Annotated in this window: 25 protein-coding genes; 18 read left to right on the top strand and 7 right to left on the bottom strand. The window is 39.1% G+C overall.

Annotated elements, in window-relative coordinates; genetic code table 11:
- Positions 1 to 101: 101 nt before the first annotated feature.
- Positions 102 to 371, bottom strand: a complete 270-nt coding sequence (locus ACE1CI_RS13700) for a hypothetical protein (protein WP_413266072.1) — start codon at positions 369 to 371, stop codon at positions 102 to 104.
- Between the two features lie 529 nt (positions 372 to 900).
- Between ACE1CI_RS13700 and ACE1CI_RS13695 the strand changes: the two genes are divergently transcribed.
- A complete protein-coding gene (locus tag ACE1CI_RS13695) occupies positions 901 to 1,383 on the top strand; it encodes a CYTH domain-containing protein (protein ID WP_413266071.1) in 483 nt (160 codons plus the stop codon).
- Between the two features lie 27 nt (positions 1,384 to 1,410).
- On the opposite strand, the gene ACE1CI_RS13690 is transcribed toward ACE1CI_RS13695, so the two are convergent.
- On the bottom strand, positions 1,411 to 2,622 hold the full coding sequence (locus ACE1CI_RS13690) for a GGDEF domain-containing protein (RefSeq protein WP_413266070.1): 1,212 nt from the start codon (positions 2,620 to 2,622) through the stop codon (positions 1,411 to 1,413).
- A 353-nt stretch (positions 2,623 to 2,975) separates the two neighbouring features.
- Here ACE1CI_RS13690 and ACE1CI_RS13685 point away from each other — a divergent pair, with 353 nt between their 5' ends.
- From ACE1CI_RS13685 to ACE1CI_RS13650, 8 genes are all read left to right on the top strand, one after another.
- The gene (locus ACE1CI_RS13685) at positions 2,976 to 4,322 is read left to right on the top strand and encodes an erythromycin esterase family protein (RefSeq protein WP_413266069.1); all 1,347 of its coding nucleotides are present in this window, start codon (positions 2,976 to 2,978) and stop codon (positions 4,320 to 4,322) included.
- A gap of 35 nt (positions 4,323 to 4,357) precedes the next feature.
- A complete protein-coding gene (locus ACE1CI_RS13680; protein WP_413266068.1) occupies positions 4,358 to 5,026 on the top strand; it encodes a dienelactone hydrolase family protein in 669 nt (222 codons plus the stop codon).
- 17 nt (positions 5,027 to 5,043) lie between these two features.
- A complete protein-coding gene (locus tag ACE1CI_RS13675) occupies positions 5,044 to 5,679 on the top strand; it encodes a carboxylesterase family protein (RefSeq protein WP_413266067.1) in 636 nt (211 codons plus the stop codon).
- A gap of 11 nt (positions 5,680 to 5,690) precedes the next feature.
- The gene (locus ACE1CI_RS13670; RefSeq protein WP_413266066.1) at positions 5,691 to 6,575 is read left to right on the top strand and encodes a sterol desaturase family protein; all 885 of its coding nucleotides are present in this window, start codon (positions 5,691 to 5,693) and stop codon (positions 6,573 to 6,575) included.
- A 165-nt stretch (positions 6,576 to 6,740) separates the two neighbouring features.
- Positions 6,741 to 6,962, top strand: a complete 222-nt coding sequence (locus tag ACE1CI_RS13665) for a hypothetical protein (protein ID WP_413266065.1) — start codon at positions 6,741 to 6,743, stop codon at positions 6,960 to 6,962.
- A gap of 27 nt (positions 6,963 to 6,989) precedes the next feature.
- The gene (locus ACE1CI_RS13660) at positions 6,990 to 7,403 is read left to right on the top strand and encodes a hypothetical protein (protein ID WP_413266064.1); all 414 of its coding nucleotides are present in this window, start codon (positions 6,990 to 6,992) and stop codon (positions 7,401 to 7,403) included.
- A 22-nt stretch (positions 7,404 to 7,425) separates the two neighbouring features.
- Entirely contained in the window at positions 7,426 to 8,043 is a 618-nt protein-coding gene (locus ACE1CI_RS13655; protein WP_413266063.1) for a DedA family protein, read from the top strand.
- Between the two features lie 42 nt (positions 8,044 to 8,085).
- A complete protein-coding gene (locus ACE1CI_RS13650; protein ID WP_413266062.1) occupies positions 8,086 to 8,634 on the top strand; it encodes a general stress protein in 549 nt (182 codons plus the stop codon).
- Here the strand turns inward: ACE1CI_RS13650 and ACE1CI_RS13645 are convergent, their stop codons facing one another.
- Together ACE1CI_RS13645 and ACE1CI_RS13640 are read right to left on the bottom strand one after the other, a co-directional pair.
- The gene (locus ACE1CI_RS13645) at positions 8,635 to 9,342 is read right to left on the bottom strand and encodes a hypothetical protein (protein WP_413266061.1); all 708 of its coding nucleotides are present in this window, start codon (positions 9,340 to 9,342) and stop codon (positions 8,635 to 8,637) included.
- Between the two features lie 12 nt (positions 9,343 to 9,354).
- On the bottom strand, positions 9,355 to 9,771 hold the full coding sequence (locus ACE1CI_RS13640) for a secondary thiamine-phosphate synthase enzyme YjbQ (RefSeq protein WP_413266060.1): 417 nt from the start codon (positions 9,769 to 9,771) through the stop codon (positions 9,355 to 9,357).
- A gap of 258 nt (positions 9,772 to 10,029) precedes the next feature.
- Here ACE1CI_RS13640 and ACE1CI_RS13635 point away from each other — a divergent pair, with 258 nt between their 5' ends.
- The 5 genes from ACE1CI_RS13635 (at position 10,030) to ACE1CI_RS13615 (ending at position 14,091) form a co-directional block, all read left to right on the top strand.
- Positions 10,030 to 11,316: an RNA-guided endonuclease InsQ/TnpB family protein gene (locus ACE1CI_RS13635; protein ID WP_413266059.1), complete on the top strand. Its 1,287-nt coding sequence runs from the start codon at positions 10,030 to 10,032 to the stop codon at positions 11,314 to 11,316.
- 185 nt (positions 11,317 to 11,501) lie between these two features.
- Complete coding sequence (gene gltX / locus ACE1CI_RS13630; RefSeq protein WP_413266058.1) at positions 11,502 to 13,010, top strand: glutamate--tRNA ligase; 1,509 nt, start codon at positions 11,502 to 11,504, stop codon at positions 13,008 to 13,010.
- 110 nt (positions 13,011 to 13,120) lie between these two features.
- The gene (locus ACE1CI_RS13625; RefSeq protein ID WP_496615455.1) at positions 13,121 to 13,492 is read left to right on the top strand and encodes a hypothetical protein; all 372 of its coding nucleotides are present in this window, start codon (positions 13,121 to 13,123) and stop codon (positions 13,490 to 13,492) included.
- Between the two features lie 111 nt (positions 13,493 to 13,603).
- The gene (locus ACE1CI_RS13620) at positions 13,604 to 13,822 is read left to right on the top strand and encodes a hypothetical protein (protein WP_413266056.1); all 219 of its coding nucleotides are present in this window, start codon (positions 13,604 to 13,606) and stop codon (positions 13,820 to 13,822) included.
- 2 nt (positions 13,823 to 13,824) lie between these two features.
- Positions 13,825 to 14,091: a Txe/YoeB family addiction module toxin gene (locus ACE1CI_RS13615; protein WP_413266055.1), complete on the top strand. Its 267-nt coding sequence runs from the start codon at positions 13,825 to 13,827 to the stop codon at positions 14,089 to 14,091.
- 80 nt (positions 14,092 to 14,171) lie between these two features.
- Here ACE1CI_RS13615 and ACE1CI_RS13610 read toward each other — a convergent pair whose 3' ends face one another.
- Positions 14,172 to 14,474: an NACHT C-terminal alpha/beta 1 domain-containing protein gene (locus tag ACE1CI_RS13610; RefSeq protein WP_413266095.1), complete on the bottom strand. Its 303-nt coding sequence runs from the start codon at positions 14,472 to 14,474 to the stop codon at positions 14,172 to 14,174.
- Between the two features lie 58 nt (positions 14,475 to 14,532).
- On the opposite strand from ACE1CI_RS13610, the gene ACE1CI_RS13605 reads away from it, so the two are divergent.
- Positions 14,533 to 14,757: a hypothetical protein gene (locus ACE1CI_RS13605; protein WP_413266054.1), complete on the top strand. Its 225-nt coding sequence runs from the start codon at positions 14,533 to 14,535 to the stop codon at positions 14,755 to 14,757.
- A complete protein-coding gene (locus tag ACE1CI_RS13600) occupies positions 14,744 to 15,169 on the top strand; it encodes a pepsin/retropepsin-like aspartic protease family protein (protein WP_413266053.1) in 426 nt (141 codons plus the stop codon). The genes ACE1CI_RS13605 and ACE1CI_RS13600 overlap by 14 nt, the downstream gene beginning before the upstream one ends.
- A 5-nt stretch (positions 15,170 to 15,174) precedes the next feature.
- Here the strand turns inward: ACE1CI_RS13600 and ACE1CI_RS13595 are convergent, their stop codons facing one another.
- The gene (locus ACE1CI_RS13595; RefSeq protein WP_413266052.1) at positions 15,175 to 15,747 is read right to left on the bottom strand and encodes an NACHT C-terminal alpha/beta 1 domain-containing protein; all 573 of its coding nucleotides are present in this window, start codon (positions 15,745 to 15,747) and stop codon (positions 15,175 to 15,177) included.
- Positions 15,748 to 15,814: 67 nt separating this feature from the next.
- On the opposite strand from ACE1CI_RS13595, the gene ACE1CI_RS13590 reads away from it, so the two are divergent.
- The gene (locus ACE1CI_RS13590) at positions 15,815 to 16,795 is read left to right on the top strand and encodes a hypothetical protein (protein WP_496615454.1); all 981 of its coding nucleotides are present in this window, start codon (positions 15,815 to 15,817) and stop codon (positions 16,793 to 16,795) included.
- Positions 16,796 to 16,978: 183 nt separating this feature from the next.
- Here ACE1CI_RS13590 and ACE1CI_RS13585 read toward each other — a convergent pair whose 3' ends face one another.
- Complete coding sequence (locus tag ACE1CI_RS13585; RefSeq protein ID WP_413266050.1) at positions 16,979 to 17,332, bottom strand: DUF433 domain-containing protein; 354 nt, start codon at positions 17,330 to 17,332, stop codon at positions 16,979 to 16,981.
- A gap of 138 nt (positions 17,333 to 17,470) precedes the next feature.
- On the opposite strand from ACE1CI_RS13585, the gene ACE1CI_RS13580 reads away from it, so the two are divergent.
- Positions 17,471 to 18,001, top strand: coding sequence for a hypothetical protein (locus ACE1CI_RS13580; protein ID WP_413266049.1), 531 nt, complete (start codon positions 17,471 to 17,473; stop codon positions 17,999 to 18,001).
- Positions 18,002 to 18,037: the final 36 nt, after the last annotated feature.

Genomic DNA, 18,037 nt, shown 5'->3' with positions numbered 1-18,037 from the left:
AAAACTATTGCGCCGCTCTATTTTGCCCCACTTTCTCAGATCTTGCTATCCCAGGATATCCTCTCGATTCAATTTAAAATTTTGCATTAATTCTCAATTGCTTACTCGCTAGCCGAATGACTCATTATCGGAAACAAAGGCAGGTTTTGTACCCAGTTAACTGCGTGATTGTAGGTTACTCCAAATAAGCACAAGCCTGCTAATACTAAAACCAAAAACTTTTCTCCTTGCCGATCTTTACTTGCAGCAGCGCCCGGTGCGTTTACTGTAGTTTCCGGTATTTCGGGTAGATAATCTACTCCTTCTAGGATTTCTGGATCGACGAAGGGTTGTAAGGATTTTCGGTAATGTTGAGAAATGTTTGCGCCCATAAAAATTCAACAATGATAGAATAGTAACACTATAAAAATAGGAAAATTTAGACTGATACACATTCCCTCAAGGAGGTAAAATTTGGCAACTCTGCCATTCTGCATTTAGACAGAGTTACAGAGGTTAGGTTTGCCCATTATTTTAGAAAGAATGCTATCTTTTACTTTCAGCCAGAGCGTTTTTATAATCTTTTCAAGTCGGTGTCCTCTTCGATCGTATTTGCTAAAGATTAACTCGCAGATGCGGTCTGTATCCATTTCCAATTAGACAAAGATACAACTTATTTAAACCAGTATAAATGTATAGCCGTTTACTTTATTTCTATATTCTAGCATGATTTTTCTAAACCACTATGTTGAATCTACTGGAAAATCAGTTATTCAGTATACATTATTGGTTAATTTTGTCAACTTTTCATAACTTTTGCCATTTATGAGTATTTAACTAGAGGTTTAATGTTTTACAGATATAAACCGCTACAATTAAGTAAAAGTTACTGCCATTAAGGTTTGATTAAATTTATCAGTCATGGCTATTGAAATTGAGCGAAAATTCCTTGTAAATGGCGACAAATGGCGATCGCTTGCTGAGGGCATCACCTACCGCCAAGGATATATTTGTACTAAGAAAGAAGCTGTGGTTAGGGTACGGGTTGCAGGCGATCGAGGTTACATAACAATTAAGGGTTTAAGTATTGGTAATTCTAGAGCCGAGTTTGAATACCAAATTCCACTGAGCGACGCTCAAACCATGATAGAAACAATGTGTGAACAGCCATTGATTGAAAAAACTCGATACTTAATTAAACATGGGGAATTAACCTGGGAAGTAGACGAATTTTTTGGGGAGAATGCCGGATTAATTATTGCTGAGGTAGAACTGAAAGCAGAAGATCAAGAGATAGAATTGCCAGAATGGGTAGGCATGGAAGTTTCCCACGATCCGAGATACTTCAACGCCAACTTGATTAAATATCCGTTTAGTAAATGGACATTAGGGACTGGGGACTAGGGACTGGGGACTGGGATTTCTTGTAAATCAAGCATTTGATAAAGAATTAGTAACTTTTTTATGGCGCTTTTGGGTATACATTACTTCGTCAGCTTGAGCGAGTAAAGTTTCCAAGGCAACATTATCTTGGGGTAAACAGCACTGAATGCCAATACTCATTGAAACTTGATAAGGGCGATCGCTCTTTTGGTTAAACAGGGCAATATTAGTTTGTAAGCGATCGTGAATTTTTTCTGCATTATCTAAATCACTTGTGGCAAGAATCACAAATTCATCGCCACCAAGACGCGCCACAACATCTGCTTCCCGAAAAGATTGTTGTAAAATTCGGGCGGCATCTACAATTGCGCGATCGCCCATTTTATGACCAAAATTATCATTAATTTGCTTCAATTCATCCAAATCAATAAACAACAAACAATAACGACTATTTAAACGATGTACTACTTTTAATTGCTGTTCTGCAAAGACAAAAAATCCTCGCCGATTATGCAAATTTGTTAATTCATCCGTTAACGATAATTGCCATACTCGTGCTTCCGCTTGTTGCCGTTCTTGAACCTCTTGTCGCAATTTAGCATTAATAGCTTCTAACTCTGCCGTGCGTTGTTGCACTCTTACTTCCAATTGCGTGTAAAGTTGAACATTTTCTATTGCTACAGCTGCTGTATCCGCCAATGCTTGTAAAAACTTCACCTCTTGAACTGTCGGTTGATGTAACTTTGCCCAATAAACACCAATTGCACCGATCGGATCTAACTTCCGAATGGGTACCATTGCCAAACTTTTGACAAAAGTTGGTTGATAAGCAACTTCAGAAATTCGCCCATCTTTATAAATATCTGCAATAATAGCTGGCTGACGATTGTTCATTACCCAACCCCCAAGACAAGTTTTCATGGGGAATCTTTGCCCTTTCCAAAGAGGAGCAATTGAATCTTCATCAGCATAAAAACATTGCTCTTCATCCCTTAATACAAAGTTAGCACCATCCGCACCCGTGAGCAAACGTGCAGCTACCCGGACGATCGCCATAATAGCTTCTAAATTTCGGGCTAAAGATAATTCTTGCACTACCAAAATCAATTGTTCCATCGCCCGATTATGTTCAATAGTAGTATCTGCACTGTCTGTAGAAATAACAACGCAATTGCTTAATTTACATGGAATTACCAAATTTTCAGATTGTACAGTTACCACAAAAGCCACCTTCCCAGATTTAGCAGCAAGCTCAACCATCAATTACTTGAATTAGGTAATAGTTAATACTGCCAAAAGACATCGTATCTATCAGACTACACCGAAACAAATTAACAATACCACCGTATATCTACCGTTTCATTACCAAGTCTTAACAACCTCGTCCCTGTATTTTAAGTAGCTTACCTTAATTGAAAAAAGTAGCCGCAGCCCCTCTTGCCTGTCTGCCCCCCTGTCGATCCCTCTCATTAGATAGAAGAGTAAAAAAATCGTAGTCGATAGCTTGGAGATAACAGCAACCTAGCGGAAAAACCCATCCGTTAAAGCTTGTTGCTGTTTGAGAACTGTTTCCCATTTTTGGAAACAAGACGCAGAAAAGGCAGGGTAAAATTATGCCCAACTTCACCACAAATCGGTTAACTGATAATATTCGGGAGCTTGCTCATCCTTTAACGGGTGAAGCTTCCGACTATGACACTTTAATAGAATTTATTGGCGATGCTAGGTTTGTGTTAATAGGAGAAGCAACTCATGGCACCCATGAATTTTACCGAGAAAGAGCCGAAATTACGAAACGATTAATTCAAGAAAAAGGTTTTTCTGCGGTTGCAGTTGAGGCTGATTGGCCTGATGCTTATCGAGTTAATCGTTATGTTAGAGGTATTAATGATGATGCTGATAGTTTAGAGGCACTTTCGGGTTTTCAAAGATTTCCGACTTGGATGTGGCGAAATACGGTAGTAGTTGAGTTTATAAATTGGTTACGGAACTACAATGAATCACAGCCAAAAAATGTAAAAAAAACGGGTTTTTATGGACTCGATCTTTACAGTTTGTACCAGTCGATCGATGCAGTTTTAGGCTATCTAGAAAAAATCGATCCAGAAGCAGCAAAAAGGGCGCGTTATCGCTATAGTTGCTTAGAACATTTTGGCGAAGATTCTCAATCTTATGGTTATGCGGCTAATTTTGGATTAACTGAATCTTGTGAAGGTGAAGTAGTTAATCAATTAATTGAATTACAACGTCGCGCTTCCGAATATGCCCAAAGAGATGGAAGAGTAGCGGAAGATGAGTTTTTCTATGCGGAACAAAATGCCCGTTTGGTGAAAAATGCTGAGGAATATTATCGTTCTATGTTTAGCGATCGCGTGTCGTCGTGGAATTTGCGCGATCGCCACATGGCAGAAACTTTAGACAGTTTAGTTAATCATTTAGATCGTCAAGAAGGAGGTACTAAAGTTGTGGTTTGGGAACATAATTCCCATTTGGGCGATGCCAGGGCGACGGATATGGGGGATGAGGGAGAATGGAACGTGGGACAATTAGTGCGCCAAAAGTACGATCGCAACGCTGTATTAATTGGTTTTACTACTTATAGTGGCACAGTGACAGCTGCTTCTCGATGGGATGCACCAGCGGAATTAAAGCAAGTTCGCCCCGCTTTACCTGATAGTTACGAAGCTTTATTTCATGAAGTAGGTTTGCCCAGTTTTCTGTTAACTTTGCAAGATATTGATGATAGTTTGACCGAGTTAAATACAAGGCGTTTGGAAAGAGCGATCGGCGTAATTTATCGCCCGAATACTGAGCGATCGATCCATTACTTTTTCGCCCAATTACCCCAACAATTTGATGCCGTAATTCATATTGACCAAACCAGGGCAGTAGAACCTTTAGAACGTACCGCCCAAGGGGAAACTAGCGAAGCGCCAGAAACTTTTCCTTCTGGTTTTTAAATCAATTTCTTTACCTCAGATGAACAGGAATAAATATGAATAAAACACTGGAATACAACAATCAAAAAGTTTGGATTGCATCAGGTGCCTTTAATTTAGAAGGTAATTTAACTCAACCGGAAACTCCTCGTGGCATCATTTTATTTGCTCATGGTAGCAGTAGCAGTCGTAATAGTCCCCGCAATCAATATGTGGCAGAAGAGTTAAATAAGGCGGGGTTTTCTACACTGCTATTTGACTTATTAACACCAGATGAAGAAGCAAGCGATCGAGAAGACGCGAAACACCGTTTTAATATTACTTTTTTAGCGGAAAGATTGATAGGTGCAACGCAATGGGTTGCCCAAAATTTGCATATACAAAATCTCAAAATTGGTTATTTTGGGGCTAGTACTGGCGCAGCAGCAGCATTAGTCGCAGCGGCTCAATTTCCTGATGCTGTGGGTGCCGTAGTTTCGCGGGGTGGCAGACCTGATTTAGCCCAATCATCGCTAGCAAATGTACAAGCACCAACTTTACTAATTGTAGGAGGAAAAGATAGTGCTATAATTGAAATGAACGAGCAAGCATTGGCGCAATTATCAGGAGAGAAAAAGTTAGAAATTGTTCCCGGTGCAAGCCATCTTTTTGAAGAACCTGGGGCGCTGGAAGAAGTAGCAAAAATGTCGCGTCAGTGGTTTGAGCAATATTTAGTAAAAAGTTAAATTTTAGAGTGGAAGTGATGCAACAACAAATAATTGGCAATCGAACTTACAACTATTTACTGTTTCTACCTAAAGGTTACGAAAACCAAGAAAAATGGCCGTTTATTCTGTTTTTACATGGGGCGGGTGAACTGGGAAGTAACCTGGAATTCCTAAAAAGAAATGGCGTTCCCAGAGTAGTAGAAGAACAGCCAGATTTTCCTTTTATTGTGATTTCGCCCCAATGTCCTCATCAGCAATATTGGGCAATACCGTTATTGATTAGATTACTGGATGAGGCGATCGCCAATTACAAAATTGACCCCGAAAGAATTTACTTAACTGGTTTAAGTATGGGCGGTTATGGTACTTGGCATTTAGCAGCTGCTAAACCCGATCTTTTTGCTGCCATTGCACCCATTTGTGGTGGTGGAGATGTAGGTGCAGCTTTTTATTTCAAAAATCTACCTGTGTGGGCATTTCATGGAGCAAAAGATAACATAGTTGCCCTTAGTGAATCGGAAAAAATGGTAGAGGCTGTCAGAAAATTTGGGGGCGATGTTAAGTTTACTGTTTACCCGGAAGCTGGGCATGATTCTTGGACAGAAACTTATAATAATCCCGCTTTATATGAGTGGTTTTTACAACATCAGCGGGCTGCGTTAGTGCATTAAAGGTTGAGGAAATGTTGGCTTATACTCCGGCGATCGTCTTAGGAATTTTTCTCCTTCTCTTACTGTTGGAAAAGTTTTTCCCTTTAAGAGAAAGAACAGATTCGCTGATGGGAAGATTGACAATAAATTTTTGTGTAACTGCTTTGGCTTTTGCTGCAAATGCAGCTTTAGTGCAACCTGCGGCAAAGTTTATGTTGCATTGGACAAAGCAGCAATCTTTCGGTTTAGTGCATTTGGTAGAATTGCCGAGTTTGGTAAAGTTTGCGATCGCTTTTTTACTACTAGATTTAACCTTCTATTATTGGCATCGCGCCAATCACAGATTTCCCTTGCTTTGGCGGTTCCACAATGCCCATCATATAGACCCAGATTTGGACGTTTCCACTGGGTTTCGCTTTCACTTTGTCGAAATAGCTTTCTCCGCAATTTTCCGCATTGTCCAAGTTGGTTTAATTGGGGTTTCTTTCACAACATTTGCCATTTATGAGTTAATTTTTCAGGCAAATACTTTATTTCACCATAGTAATGTACAACTACCACTGCAATTAGAACGCTGGTTAAACATGATTTTAGTTACTCCTAGAATGCACGGAATCCATCATTCCCAAGTGCAAGAAGAAACCAATTCTAATTACTCGGTAGTATTTCCTTGGTGGGATCGACTGCATCAAACATTACGGTTAAATGTGCCTGCTTCAGAAATTGCGATCGGAGTTCCTGCTTACACCAAACCTGAAGATAACAAAATACTAAACATCCTCTCCATGCCGTTTCAAAAACAGCGAAATTACTGGCGCAAACCTGACGAAACACCAGTCAAAAGAAACCCTTCCGACTTAGGCGAAAATTTAACCCTTATGGTAGATACAGAAAAGCTAACTTTAACCACAAATTAAAGTTTTTTAACTTAGTAAATCCCTGCTTCTCTTCCCTGGAGCGTCCTGGAGCGCCTGGAGCGGTTTAAAAAATTACTATTCCCTACACCCTAAGATAGTTTAATCGCACAATTTTTATCTTTACCGTGATCGTATATTCACTTATCACTAGTAGAGGTAAAAATTATGCCCGGTGGTCATGCAAGTCATAAAGGCAGTAGTAATAAACCCAACACCAATGCAAATGATGTGTTTGTTTCTGCTGCTGACGATTCAGTAGATCCTGAAGATATTTTACGGGAAGAAGTTCTTAATAGTGAAGTGCATAGAGCCGAAGAATATGTAGATTTTCCGCCTGCACTGGAACGTCCTCAAGAGAAAACTGCGATCGAAGGTGAACAGGGATAAAAACTCTAAAAATTGGGAGAAACAAAAATGGCACAACAACAGAAAGTCGGCACACCAAATGATGCCAAAGCAGATGAGTGGGATAAAGATTTACATCCCAACAGAGAAGCGGGTAAAAATCACGGAATGGCTGGGGCACACCCACCAGTAACATCAGCTTTGAATGCTTTTGAAATTAAAGAATTGCATAACAGAATGCAAGATTTTTCCAGCAATGAATTAAAACAAATAATTGTGCTGGAACCTGGTACTCGTTTGCAACAAGGTGCGAAATATATTGACCTCAACGATCCAGTATGGGAAGAGTTTACAGCTATGGCTAATATGGAGGCTGGAACTGATAATTATTACGTTCCCAAAACAGAGGTTGCCTATCCACTTTGGAACAAATTGATCGGTGTGGAAAACCCAGAACGTTTAGACAAAGCAAACGAGTCATAACTAACTCTTCATCACTTAATAAATGCTCGATTGGATTGTAAGTAGCATCAACTATTTAGGATATTGGGGAATAGTTTTCTTAATGTTTTTAGAGAACTTATTCCCTCCTATCCCTTCAGAAGTAATCATGCCTTTGGCAGGGTTTACAACTACCCAAGGAAAGCTAAATATTACTTTTGTAATATTAGCGGGAACGCTAGGTTCTTTGCTAGGTGCTTTGTTCTGGTATTACATCGGTATAACTGTTGGGGAAAAACGTTTAAAAAGATTAGCTGATAGATATGGAAAGTGGTTGAGTATATCCAGCGAGGATATTGATAAATCAAAAAAATGGTTCTACAAATATGGCGGATTAGCTGTATTGTTAGGTCGGATTATACCAGGAATTCGCACTTTTATTTCGGTGCCTGCTGGTCTAAATAATATGCCTATTGTACCATTTTTATTTTACTCAACTATTGGCAGTGCTTTGTGGGTAGCTTTGTTAACATTTGCTGGATATTTTCTGGGGCAAAACTATCAGTTAATCGAGAAATATCTTAGTCCGATTTCGAGCTTCGTATTAATTGCCTTAATTGTGGCATTTGTCTTCTGGCTCGTGAAGCGTAAAAGAAAACGTTTCAAAGCTAAAAATCATTAATCATAAATAACAACCAAGTAAGTAAAGCAAGGAGCAAAAAACATGGCTGTAAGTACAGAAGAAAAGCGTGCTGTTGGGGTATTTCCTAATCGAGAAAAGGTCGAAGCAGCACTTAACGAATTAAAAAAAGCTGACTTCCCGATCGAGAAAATTTCTGTCATCGGACGTGATTCTAGCGAAGGTCAAGAACTGACGGAAGATCCCAATAAATATGTACGCGATAAAACGACTGAAGGTGTTGGAAAAGGTGCCCTTACTGGTGCTGCTGTAGGTGGTCTTGGTGGTTTATTATTAGGCTTAAGTACTTTGGTAATTCCCGGATTTGGGCCAATATTTTTTGCAGGTTCTCAAGCGGCAATTTTTGGCACATTAGCTGGCAGCTTTTACGGTGCTGTTGGTGGTACAATTATTGGCGGTGTATTGGGAAATGGAGTTTCTAACGAACAAGCGAATATTTATAGCGATCGCCTTTCCCAAGACAACTATTTGGTTGTATTAGATGGCGATTTGTCGGAGATCGATCGCGCCGAGTCAATCCTAAAATCTCAAGGAATCGAAGATTGGGGTGTTTACAACACGCCAAAAGATTAACTATAACAAACTACTTTTCAAAAAAGGCAGTGTGGCAACAACTTCTCTTTCTTCCATGTACCATTGTGTTTCATGAACATACTTTGCTTCACTGACCTTTAACTCTCCAAAAAATTGATTCTGGCTGCTATCAACTAGCTGTTTTAATTTGGCAAAATTGTCTTTTCCAACTGGATCAAGTATGCGACCAAGAGACACATGACCTAACGGTGATTGTTGGCTAGAAGCGAAGGGGATCTTTTCTTTTAATTCCTGACGCAAATGGTCAAAATTACCGAAACCTTTAACTATGATTGTCCCCTCAGTTGTTACCAAAAAACCTTGGTATTTAATCGTAAAAGGTGGATGTTGACTGAATATTTGGCGAAACAGGATTGCGGCTTCGTTAAGTTGGTCAATATCTACCGATTCATTAGGTCGTTTAATAATGAAAACTTCCCAATGATAATTCGCCGGAATCACTTTGTAAAATCTTGTTTTCGGTGGTAATATTTCGGCTACAGTTTCAACAATTTGTTGGAATTTATTAGTCAAAACTTCCGGTAAAGGCAACCCTACCAAACAAGTCCAGACAACAAAATGTTTAGGAATTAGTGGAACTCGATCTAAGTGAAAAAGCGATCGCGACTTAGCCAATTCCTCTTCGGGAAAATCAGTCAAAACATCCAATCTGCTTTTTATTTGTTGATATCGCTCTGTTAAATTCATTTTAAATACAAATTATTCTCCATAAACAGTAATCATAACCTTTCGTTGACGTGCTTTATTATCACAATCAATGTGAAAAATTTGTTGCCAAGTTCCCAAAACTAATTTACCATTAGCGATCGGCACAGTCAAAGAAGGGCCAAGCCAAGTTGCTTGTAAATGAGAATGTCCATTGCCATCATGCCACGTTTGTTCGTGAAAATAATCTCGACTGGGAGGAATCAATTTATTAAGAATTTCTGGTAAATCTCTTTGCAATCCCGGTTCAAATTCAATTGCCCCAATTGCCCCCGTACTACCAACATTAAATACATTGACAATTCCCTGTTGAATTCCCGAATTTTTCACAACCTGATTTACTTTTTCCGTCAAGTCGTGCATATCGCCATTTCCCTTAGTTGAAATATTGATTTGCTCTTGATGAACCATAGATTAACCTCAAACATTTTGATTTTATACTTATAATTTATACATATTAGATAGCAGTTCTCAATGATAATGTCGGATGAATGCCCCCGTTAGGGGATGAAATCCGACTGTAGGGGCGAGTTTTTCATAATCTAACAAAAGCATATTAGCAAAGCATTTGGATAAACCCACCCCTCCAAAAGCGCAGCAACGATTTAATTGTAACTTTCGTGGGTAAAATATGTTAAACTGAAACCAACCCCAGGTCGAGGGAAAATTATGTTAGTTGTAGAAGCCAAGTTGAAAAACGGCACTCCAGAACAATATCAAAAGCTAGATGAAGCCATCAGAACAGCGCAGTTTGTGAGAAACAAATGCGTCAGATATTGGATGGATAACAAAGGAACTACAAGAAATGACTTGCAGAAACTTTGTGCCGTTTTAGCGAAAGACTCTACAACACCTTGGGTAGACAAATTAAATTCGCAAGCGCGACAATCAAGTGCAGACCGAGCGTGGCAGTCCATTGCTCTGTTTTATGCTCACTGCCGAGATTCATCAGTCAAGAAGAAAGGCTTTCCTAAGTTCAAAAAGTATAGTCGGTCAGTGGAATATAAGATCACTGGATATAAACTTTCCGACGACAGGAAACAAATCACCTTTACTGATGGATTCAAAGCAGGTACTTTTGACCTGTGGTGCAGTCAAAAAACTTTAGTATACTACTCTTCTGAGCAAATCAAGCGAGTAAGAATAGTTAGACGCGCCGATGGCTACTACTGTCAATTTATAATTGACTATGAACGGGAAGAGAAGCATAAATTCACTGGCTCTGTAGTTGGAATAGACTTAGGATTAAAAGAATTCTACACCGATTCCAACGGCAAGACAGTAGAAAATCCGTGTTTCCTCAGAAAAACAGAAAGGCGCTTAAGAAAAGCTCAAAGGAGACTTTCTTTGCGCCATAAAAGAGGTCAAAAACAATCAGCCAACTATCACAAACAACGGCGGAAAGTTGGCTTATTGCATCTAAAAGTTTCGCGACAACGTAAAGACAGAGCCATTAAAGATGCTCTGGCGTTAGTCCAATCTCACGATTTGGTAGTCTACGAAGCTTTGAAGGTGTCTAACTTAGTAAAAAACCATAAGTTGGCGAAAAGTATTAGCGATGCTTCTTGGTATCAATTCACGCAATGGGTGAATTATTTTGCCAAGATTCACAAGATAACTTGCATTGCTGTACCGCCACAATTCACGACTATTGATTGTTCGGTTTGTGGGGCAAAAGTTCACAAGACATTGAGTACTAGAACTCACCAATGTCCCCACTGTAAAACAGTTTTAGATCGTGACTTTAACGCAGCGATTAACATTCTTAAAAAAGGGTTGAAATATTTGGGAGAATATCTCAACGGTACTGCTGGGCAAACAGGAACCGACCCAAACGACTGGGGAGAGTCCGGCCTCTGGATCATCAACAGAGATGTTGATGATTTAAGTCGTCTCGTTGAGCCAGTAATCTCAAGAAGTGATTCTGGGAGAATCCCCGGTCAAGCTACGCTGTGACGGGGGAGTATGTCAAAATTGAAAAGCGTTCCCTCACCAAGGGGAGAGGCAAAGGAGTAAGAAAAGACTCAATTGCCCGATCGCAAATTTATCGATCGCCAATAACGCTATTAAAACAAAAAATAGGTCTAAAAATTGAATTTAAGACCTGAAAGCAGCGATCATGCCATGTCGGAGAATCTATTGTGACAGTAAGAGTTAGAATCGCCCCAAGTCCCACAGGAAATTTACACATCGGTACGGCAAGAACAGCTGTATTTAACTGGCTGTTTGCCCGTCATCAAGGTGGGACATTTATTTTGCGAATTGAAGATACGGACGTAGAACGATCGCGCCCCGAATACACAGAAAATATCCTTGAAGGTCTAAAATGGTTAGGATTAAATTGGGATGAAGGGCCATTTTTTCAAACCAAACGATTGGATTTGTATCGCCAAGCAATTCAGAATTTATTAGATAAAGGTTTGGCTTATCGGTGTTATTGTACTGAAGAAGAACTCGAACAAATGCGGGCGGCGCAAGCAGCAAGAAAAGAAGCCCCCCGCTATGATAACCGCCATCGAAATTTAACACCGGAACAAGAAGCTGCTTTTAAAGCTGAAGGTAGAAGACCAGTAATTCGCTTCAAAATTGATGATAATCGGGAAATTTCTTGGGATGATATGGTCAGGGGCAAAATCACCTGGAAAGGCAGCGATTTAGGTGGTGATATGGTAATTGCCCGTCGTTCTCAAACTGAAGATTTCGGTCAACCTTTGTACAATTTGGCTGTAGTTGTAGATGACATTGACATGAAAATTACTCATGTCATCCGAGGCGAAGATCACATTGCCAATACTGCCAAACAAATTCTTCTTTATGAAGCTTTGGGTGCAGCAGTTCCCGAATTTTCTCACACACCTTTGATTTTAAATAAGCAAGGACAAAAGCTTTCTAAACGCAAAGGTGTAACCTCGATTTTTGACTTTAAAAAGTTAGGATTTACCCCCGAAGCTTTAGCAAATTACATGACTTTGTTGGGTTGGTCGCCGCCAGATTCTACCAAAGAAATCTTCACCTTAGAACAAGCTGCAACCGAATTTAGTTTCGATCGAGTTAACAAAGCGGGAGCAAAATTTGACTGGGATAAATTGAACTGGATTAACAGTCAATACTTACATAAATTGCCCGTTAGTGAATTAACGGATTTGTTAATTCCTTACTGGCAAGAAGCAGGTTTTAATTTTGATCCAGTTAGCGATCGCCCTTGGTTAGAAAAAATCGCCGCTTTAATTGGCCCTAGTTTGATTCGTTTACCAGTTAGCGATCGAGCTTGGTTAACCGAAATGTTAACTAACATTCCTGACATTACTGCCGTTCCCGATCCAGTAGAAATGAGCCGCTATTTCTTCGTATCTCAAGTTGAATTCACTGAAGAAGGCAAAGCACAACTACAACAAGAAGGCGCTAAAACTGCCTTAGAAGCAATTCAAAATGCCCTCGATAATCAGGAATTAACCGCAGAATTAGCCCAAGGAATTATTAAACAGGTAACAAAAGAACAAAACCTGAAAAAAGGTGTAGTAATGCGGAGTTTAAGAGCCGCTTTAACTGGCGATGTTCATGGGCCTGATTTAACGGAATCTTGGGTAATTTTACATCAAAAAGAACTGGATAAATCCCGCTTACAAGAAGCATTATTTCAGGCACAATAAGACCTGCTGTAGAGGCGTTTCATGAAACGTCTCTACCCAAAATTAAAATTTGGAGGGGTTAATGTTATATTGATTAATTATACATTACGGGGGATTTTATGGGTAGAGCTATGAAGACAAAAGTATTATCTATTAAAAAGATTGAGCAATTTGACTCAGCTAAGAATCATCAAGATGGGTTACAAGTTGTTGTTTTATTGGGAGATAGCCAAAAAAACTTTACTTTTACGGTAAGAAAGGCAAAAATTGGTAATCGTGAGTTGACCATTTTTAGTGAAAATGAAAATTTTGCCAAAACTTTTCAGTTTCACGATAATATTGGGATTGAAATTACGAATTTAGTTAAAAAAGTGGCTCAGGGGGAAAATTTAAATTTCCCGATTCCTGTTAGTGATTTTAGCACGCCTGAAGAAGCTTTAACTAAACAAAAGCCTTTTGAAAGCGGATATAATGGCAATTCCAGGATTGTTAGAACGAATTAAGCAAAATCAAGCTACTCCTAAAACCGATTACACAAACTGGAGAAACATTCGATCTGATGAAAGGTGCTAAGATAACGCTATAATTATCAGAATCGAAAATAGGTAAAAACTATGTCAACAGTTTATCGGTTGAAAGCTAGCGAACTAGATAGTAATTTTATAGAAGAAATTAAAGCGACTTTTGGAGATAAAGAGATTGAAATCATTGTTTCACAATTTGATGAAACTGAATACCTTTTAAAATCAACAGTCAACAAAAATCGACTTCTGAAAGCGATTGAAAATGTTAAAAAGCGGCAAAATTTAGTTGAAGTTAACTTACAGGATTGACAATGAGCAGAAGAATTGTTTTTGAGTCTTCTGCCTTTGAATATTTTACTGAATGGTCAAAATTAGACAAAAAGATTCATCGCAAAATTGTTGAACTGATTAAAGATATAGACCGATCGCCATTTGAGGGATTGGGTAAACCTGAACCTCTGAAATACGAGTTAAGTGGTTTTTGGTCAAGACGCATTGATAATGAACATCGTTTAGTTTACCAAGTTACCGATGAAGAAATTGTAATTGTAGCTTGTAAATATCATTACAGTGAATAGTAGTAGAGTGAGCAAAAAATACTGAAAATTTCCTACTTTCACCCATTCATCTAGCCAACTTTTCCCTATTTTGTTATAGGTTATATTTCTAAAATAGTGCGTTGCACCCAATTCATAATAGTTTTAATCAGGTGCGGGTCTTGGGGTGAGAAAGTGGGAATGGTGGGATGGGGTGAGTCGGCGATAACGCAAATTGTAGCGTCGAAGCGATCGAGAAAATCGAGAAAAGTTTGGCTAAAACCTTGGGGGTTTGTCTCTTCATAGAAAATGAGGATGGGGTGTTTTTCCCAGTCTAGGAGTTCCCAATAGATTTTGAGTTCGGTGAGGTTGCGGGGTGTGCCTTCTGTGGATTTGGGACAGTGGTATTTTTTAACGAGTTGCAGGGTTTGGTGGAATCTTTAGGGTAGTGGTAAGATGGAAAAATAAATTCAAGGTTGTTTTATGTCAAATCCTGAATTATTGGCTCAGCTGCGGCAATTATCCCGTGCTGAAAAGTTTCAAATGATGCAGTTTTTAACGGCTGAATTGGCGAAAGAAGAAGGAATTCTATTAGGAAATGAAGCAGCAGAAATTATTGGTGCAGTGCATACATCTAATAGTGCAGCAGAACAACTAATGCAGTTACTAGAAACAGAAAAAAAGCAAACTCCAAATGTTAAATGGTAAGCGATATTCTTTTCAACCTAAACGAGATGAGTTTGGCGTTTTAGCTGATGTTCCGTATTTGCCTTTAACGCTAACTTATCAAAATCGATCGGTTGAGGTTATGGGTTTACTCGATACAGGGGCTAGTGTTAATGTTTTACCCTATAATATTGGGGTACAATTAGGGGCAATTTGGGAAGAACAAAGATTTTCTATTGCTTTAGCGGGTAATTTAGCAAGTGCAGAAGCAAAAGGGTTATTAGTTTGGGCAACAGTAGGGGAGTTTGAGCCAGTTCAGTTAGCTTTTGCTTGGGCTAGGGTAAATAATATTCCAATTCTTTTAGGGCGGGCTAACTTTTTTACTGAGTTTGATGTTTGTTTTTATGGGTCACAGTTAGCGTTTGAAGTGTGTCCTAAATTTAGGGATAGTTAAGATTATTAAGTTTCTAAAATAGTCCGTTGTAGCCAATTCATAATAGTTTGAATCAGGTGTGGGTCTTGGGGTGAGAAAGTGGGAATGGTGGGATGGGGTGAGTCGGCGATAACGCAAATTGTAGCGTCGAAGCGAGTCAGAAAATCGAGAAAAGTTTGGCTAAAACCTTGGGCTTTTGTCTCTTCGTAGAAAATGAGGATGGGGTGTTTTTCCCAGTCTAGGAGTGAAAAGTAGATTTTGAGTTCGGTGAGGGTGCGGGGTGTGCCTTCTGTGGATTTTGGGCAGTGGTGTTTTTTAACGAGTTGCAGATAGATATCGGTGGCGGGGTTATCGCGGTTATCGAATTTGCTACCGTCGATGCAGAGGAGTTGCAAGGTTTGGTGATTTGTCAGGGGATGCTGATAATTCTGGACTATACGGAAGTCTTTGTTAGAAAAATTTTCCTGACAGGTGACAAGCAAATTAGAAAAACTACTAAACAAGGGTTGGAGTTGAACGACCTCAAAAAAGATCAGATCGGGTGAACTTATAAGGATCAAGGGAACACTCCCCATCGTCCTTGTCAATAAGTCTGTCATAATAGCTGCTATCTTTTTCGAGGTTCAGGAGATTCAACCCTTGACCTGTCAATTTTTCAGAGGTGTTATGATCAGCCCACTCATTGATCTAGTCCAAAGCGCTGTTAGCAATAAATCGTTTGAGTACCAAGAAAATCACACGGGTGTTCACGGATGGTTGCGTAACAGGACAGGAAATTTTTTTTATATTGAACGAGGAGCTACTGGTACTGCCAGCATCTCTATTTTGAGTGGGACAGAGATCCAAGTTTCTATCCCCTATTCAGCATACTATGAACGACAAATCTATTGGGGATTACGAAACGAATATCGAACGGAAACGCACGGTCCCAGGGGGACATATAACTGTCAGGTAAGTTTAATGCCCTTCATTAATATTCAATTTCTTGGGATCTCTGATTTTGGTCCGGTGAATGATCCAGGGCATGATTCAAATGTGATGACTGTTCGTGGCTTAGAGAAAAATATTATACCAATTTTACATAATTCATTGAAAAATCATCCCGGCATTGAAAATGAATTGTTTGATTTGTATAAGATGTTAACCACTAAGTTTAAGGAATTAACCAATTACGATCCATCCAAAAAGGTTGAATATGTGTTCCATGCTAAATTTGTCCAGATTATTGAAAGCAACAATGGTAATGTTATTGGTCAAGTAAAAATTGAGGATTTTATTATGGGAGATACTTACCAAGGCCCTAAGTATGACCAAAGCAAGGCAAACATCGCAGCAGTTATAGATACAGCAGAATCGGGTAGTAATCCCACGGTTACTCAGCATAATTACTCCGTCGAGCAAAAACAGACTCTAACTGAGGCAACCAAAGAAATTCAAAAACTTCTCAAGCAGTTAGAGGCAAACAATCCTACTGCTACTGAGGGTGAAAAAATTGCCTATGTCAATGATGAAACCTCTCCTGGCTTTAAGCTTCGTGTTGTTGGTGCACTAACAGCTGGTGGTGAAGCTGCTATCGAAGAATTTTTAGATAACCCTTATGTTAATATTGGCAAGGCTATCGTGAAGGGCTGGATAAAACCAGAATAGGTTGTAGTGTGATGTAACATAAGAAGTCACTGCACCGGAACTTGCCAACTTCGTTCGATGGATTGCAAAGATAGAACTTACGCAATATAGCCATATTCAGTAGTTTGTAGGGGCAATCCACCTGTGATTGCCCCTATCCATAGTTTAGGTTTATCAATTGCCTCCCGTTGGTCTAAAATCTCCTCATCCGCCTTCCAGCGATACACCCAATCCACAAACTGCATCATCTTGGTGGGAAGCAATAACTCGATCGATTTCTAATTTATTCTTTTCATAGTAAGCCTGTACTGCGCTCAAATCAGTTAAAGTTAACACAGGAAAATTTCGCAAAATTTCTTGATAATCTGCTCCTTGCTGTTTTAAAGAAATCACTGTCCAGACAGGTATTCTCGTATGACGAATGCAAGCATGACCCCCACAAACTCCTACTGTTTTTTGAATCATTCTATTTTGTAATTTCTCTTGTAATAAAGCATACTCTTCTACATCCAGAGACTCGATTAACTGCACTAAAGAATCAACTAATTTAACATTCATAACTTTTCGTTTATACATAAAACAAAATTCTAGCATTGAATTTTACAAAACTGCTACTTAAGATAAATTTAATGTGCGATCGCCCAACCAATCATGATAAAATAATCAACATTATTTATTCACCCTGCATAAATCATCATGTACAAACAGATTTTGCAAGTTCTAAATAATCCCTCTTTCATTAATCGCAACTCAATTTTAAGTTTATTAATACTTTTATCTTTTAACTTACTCTTAACTGAAAAAACTCAAGGGCAATTAACTCCTAATCCAAATATTCCTATTTTCCAAGGTGTTACTATTAATCCGCAGTTTCGACCAGACCCACAAATTATTCAGGGGATTAGTGGGGGAATGGAACGTGCTAGCGAAGTTGCTGGTCGGAGAGATACAGAAATTGGCCCTTGTACGGGTTTTGTCGATCGCAACCCTAATCACACATTACTAATAACTTCTCCTTTAAATTATTTGCGAGTTCAAGTGATTAGTCCCGCCGATACAACATTAATAATTAGTGGTCCTGGTGGTACTTGGTGCAATGATGATTATCAAGGGAAAAATGCGGGTATTGCTGGTCAATGGTTGCCTGGAACTTATAGCATTTGGGTTGGTTCTTATCGGAAAGATAAATACGCACCTTACAAAATTTTGTTCTCAGAAATCGAGTAAGATTTTTTAAACCGCTCCAGACGCAGAGGAAGAGAA

It is taken from the genome of Floridaenema flaviceps BLCC-F50 (assembly GCF_041929275.2).
GTDB classification, from domain to species: domain Bacteria; phylum Cyanobacteriota; class Cyanobacteriia; order Cyanobacteriales; family Aerosakkonemataceae; genus Floridanema; species Floridanema flaviceps.
Note: the sequence above shows the minus strand (reverse complement) of the source record. Positions and strands in the feature narration are given on the sequence as shown.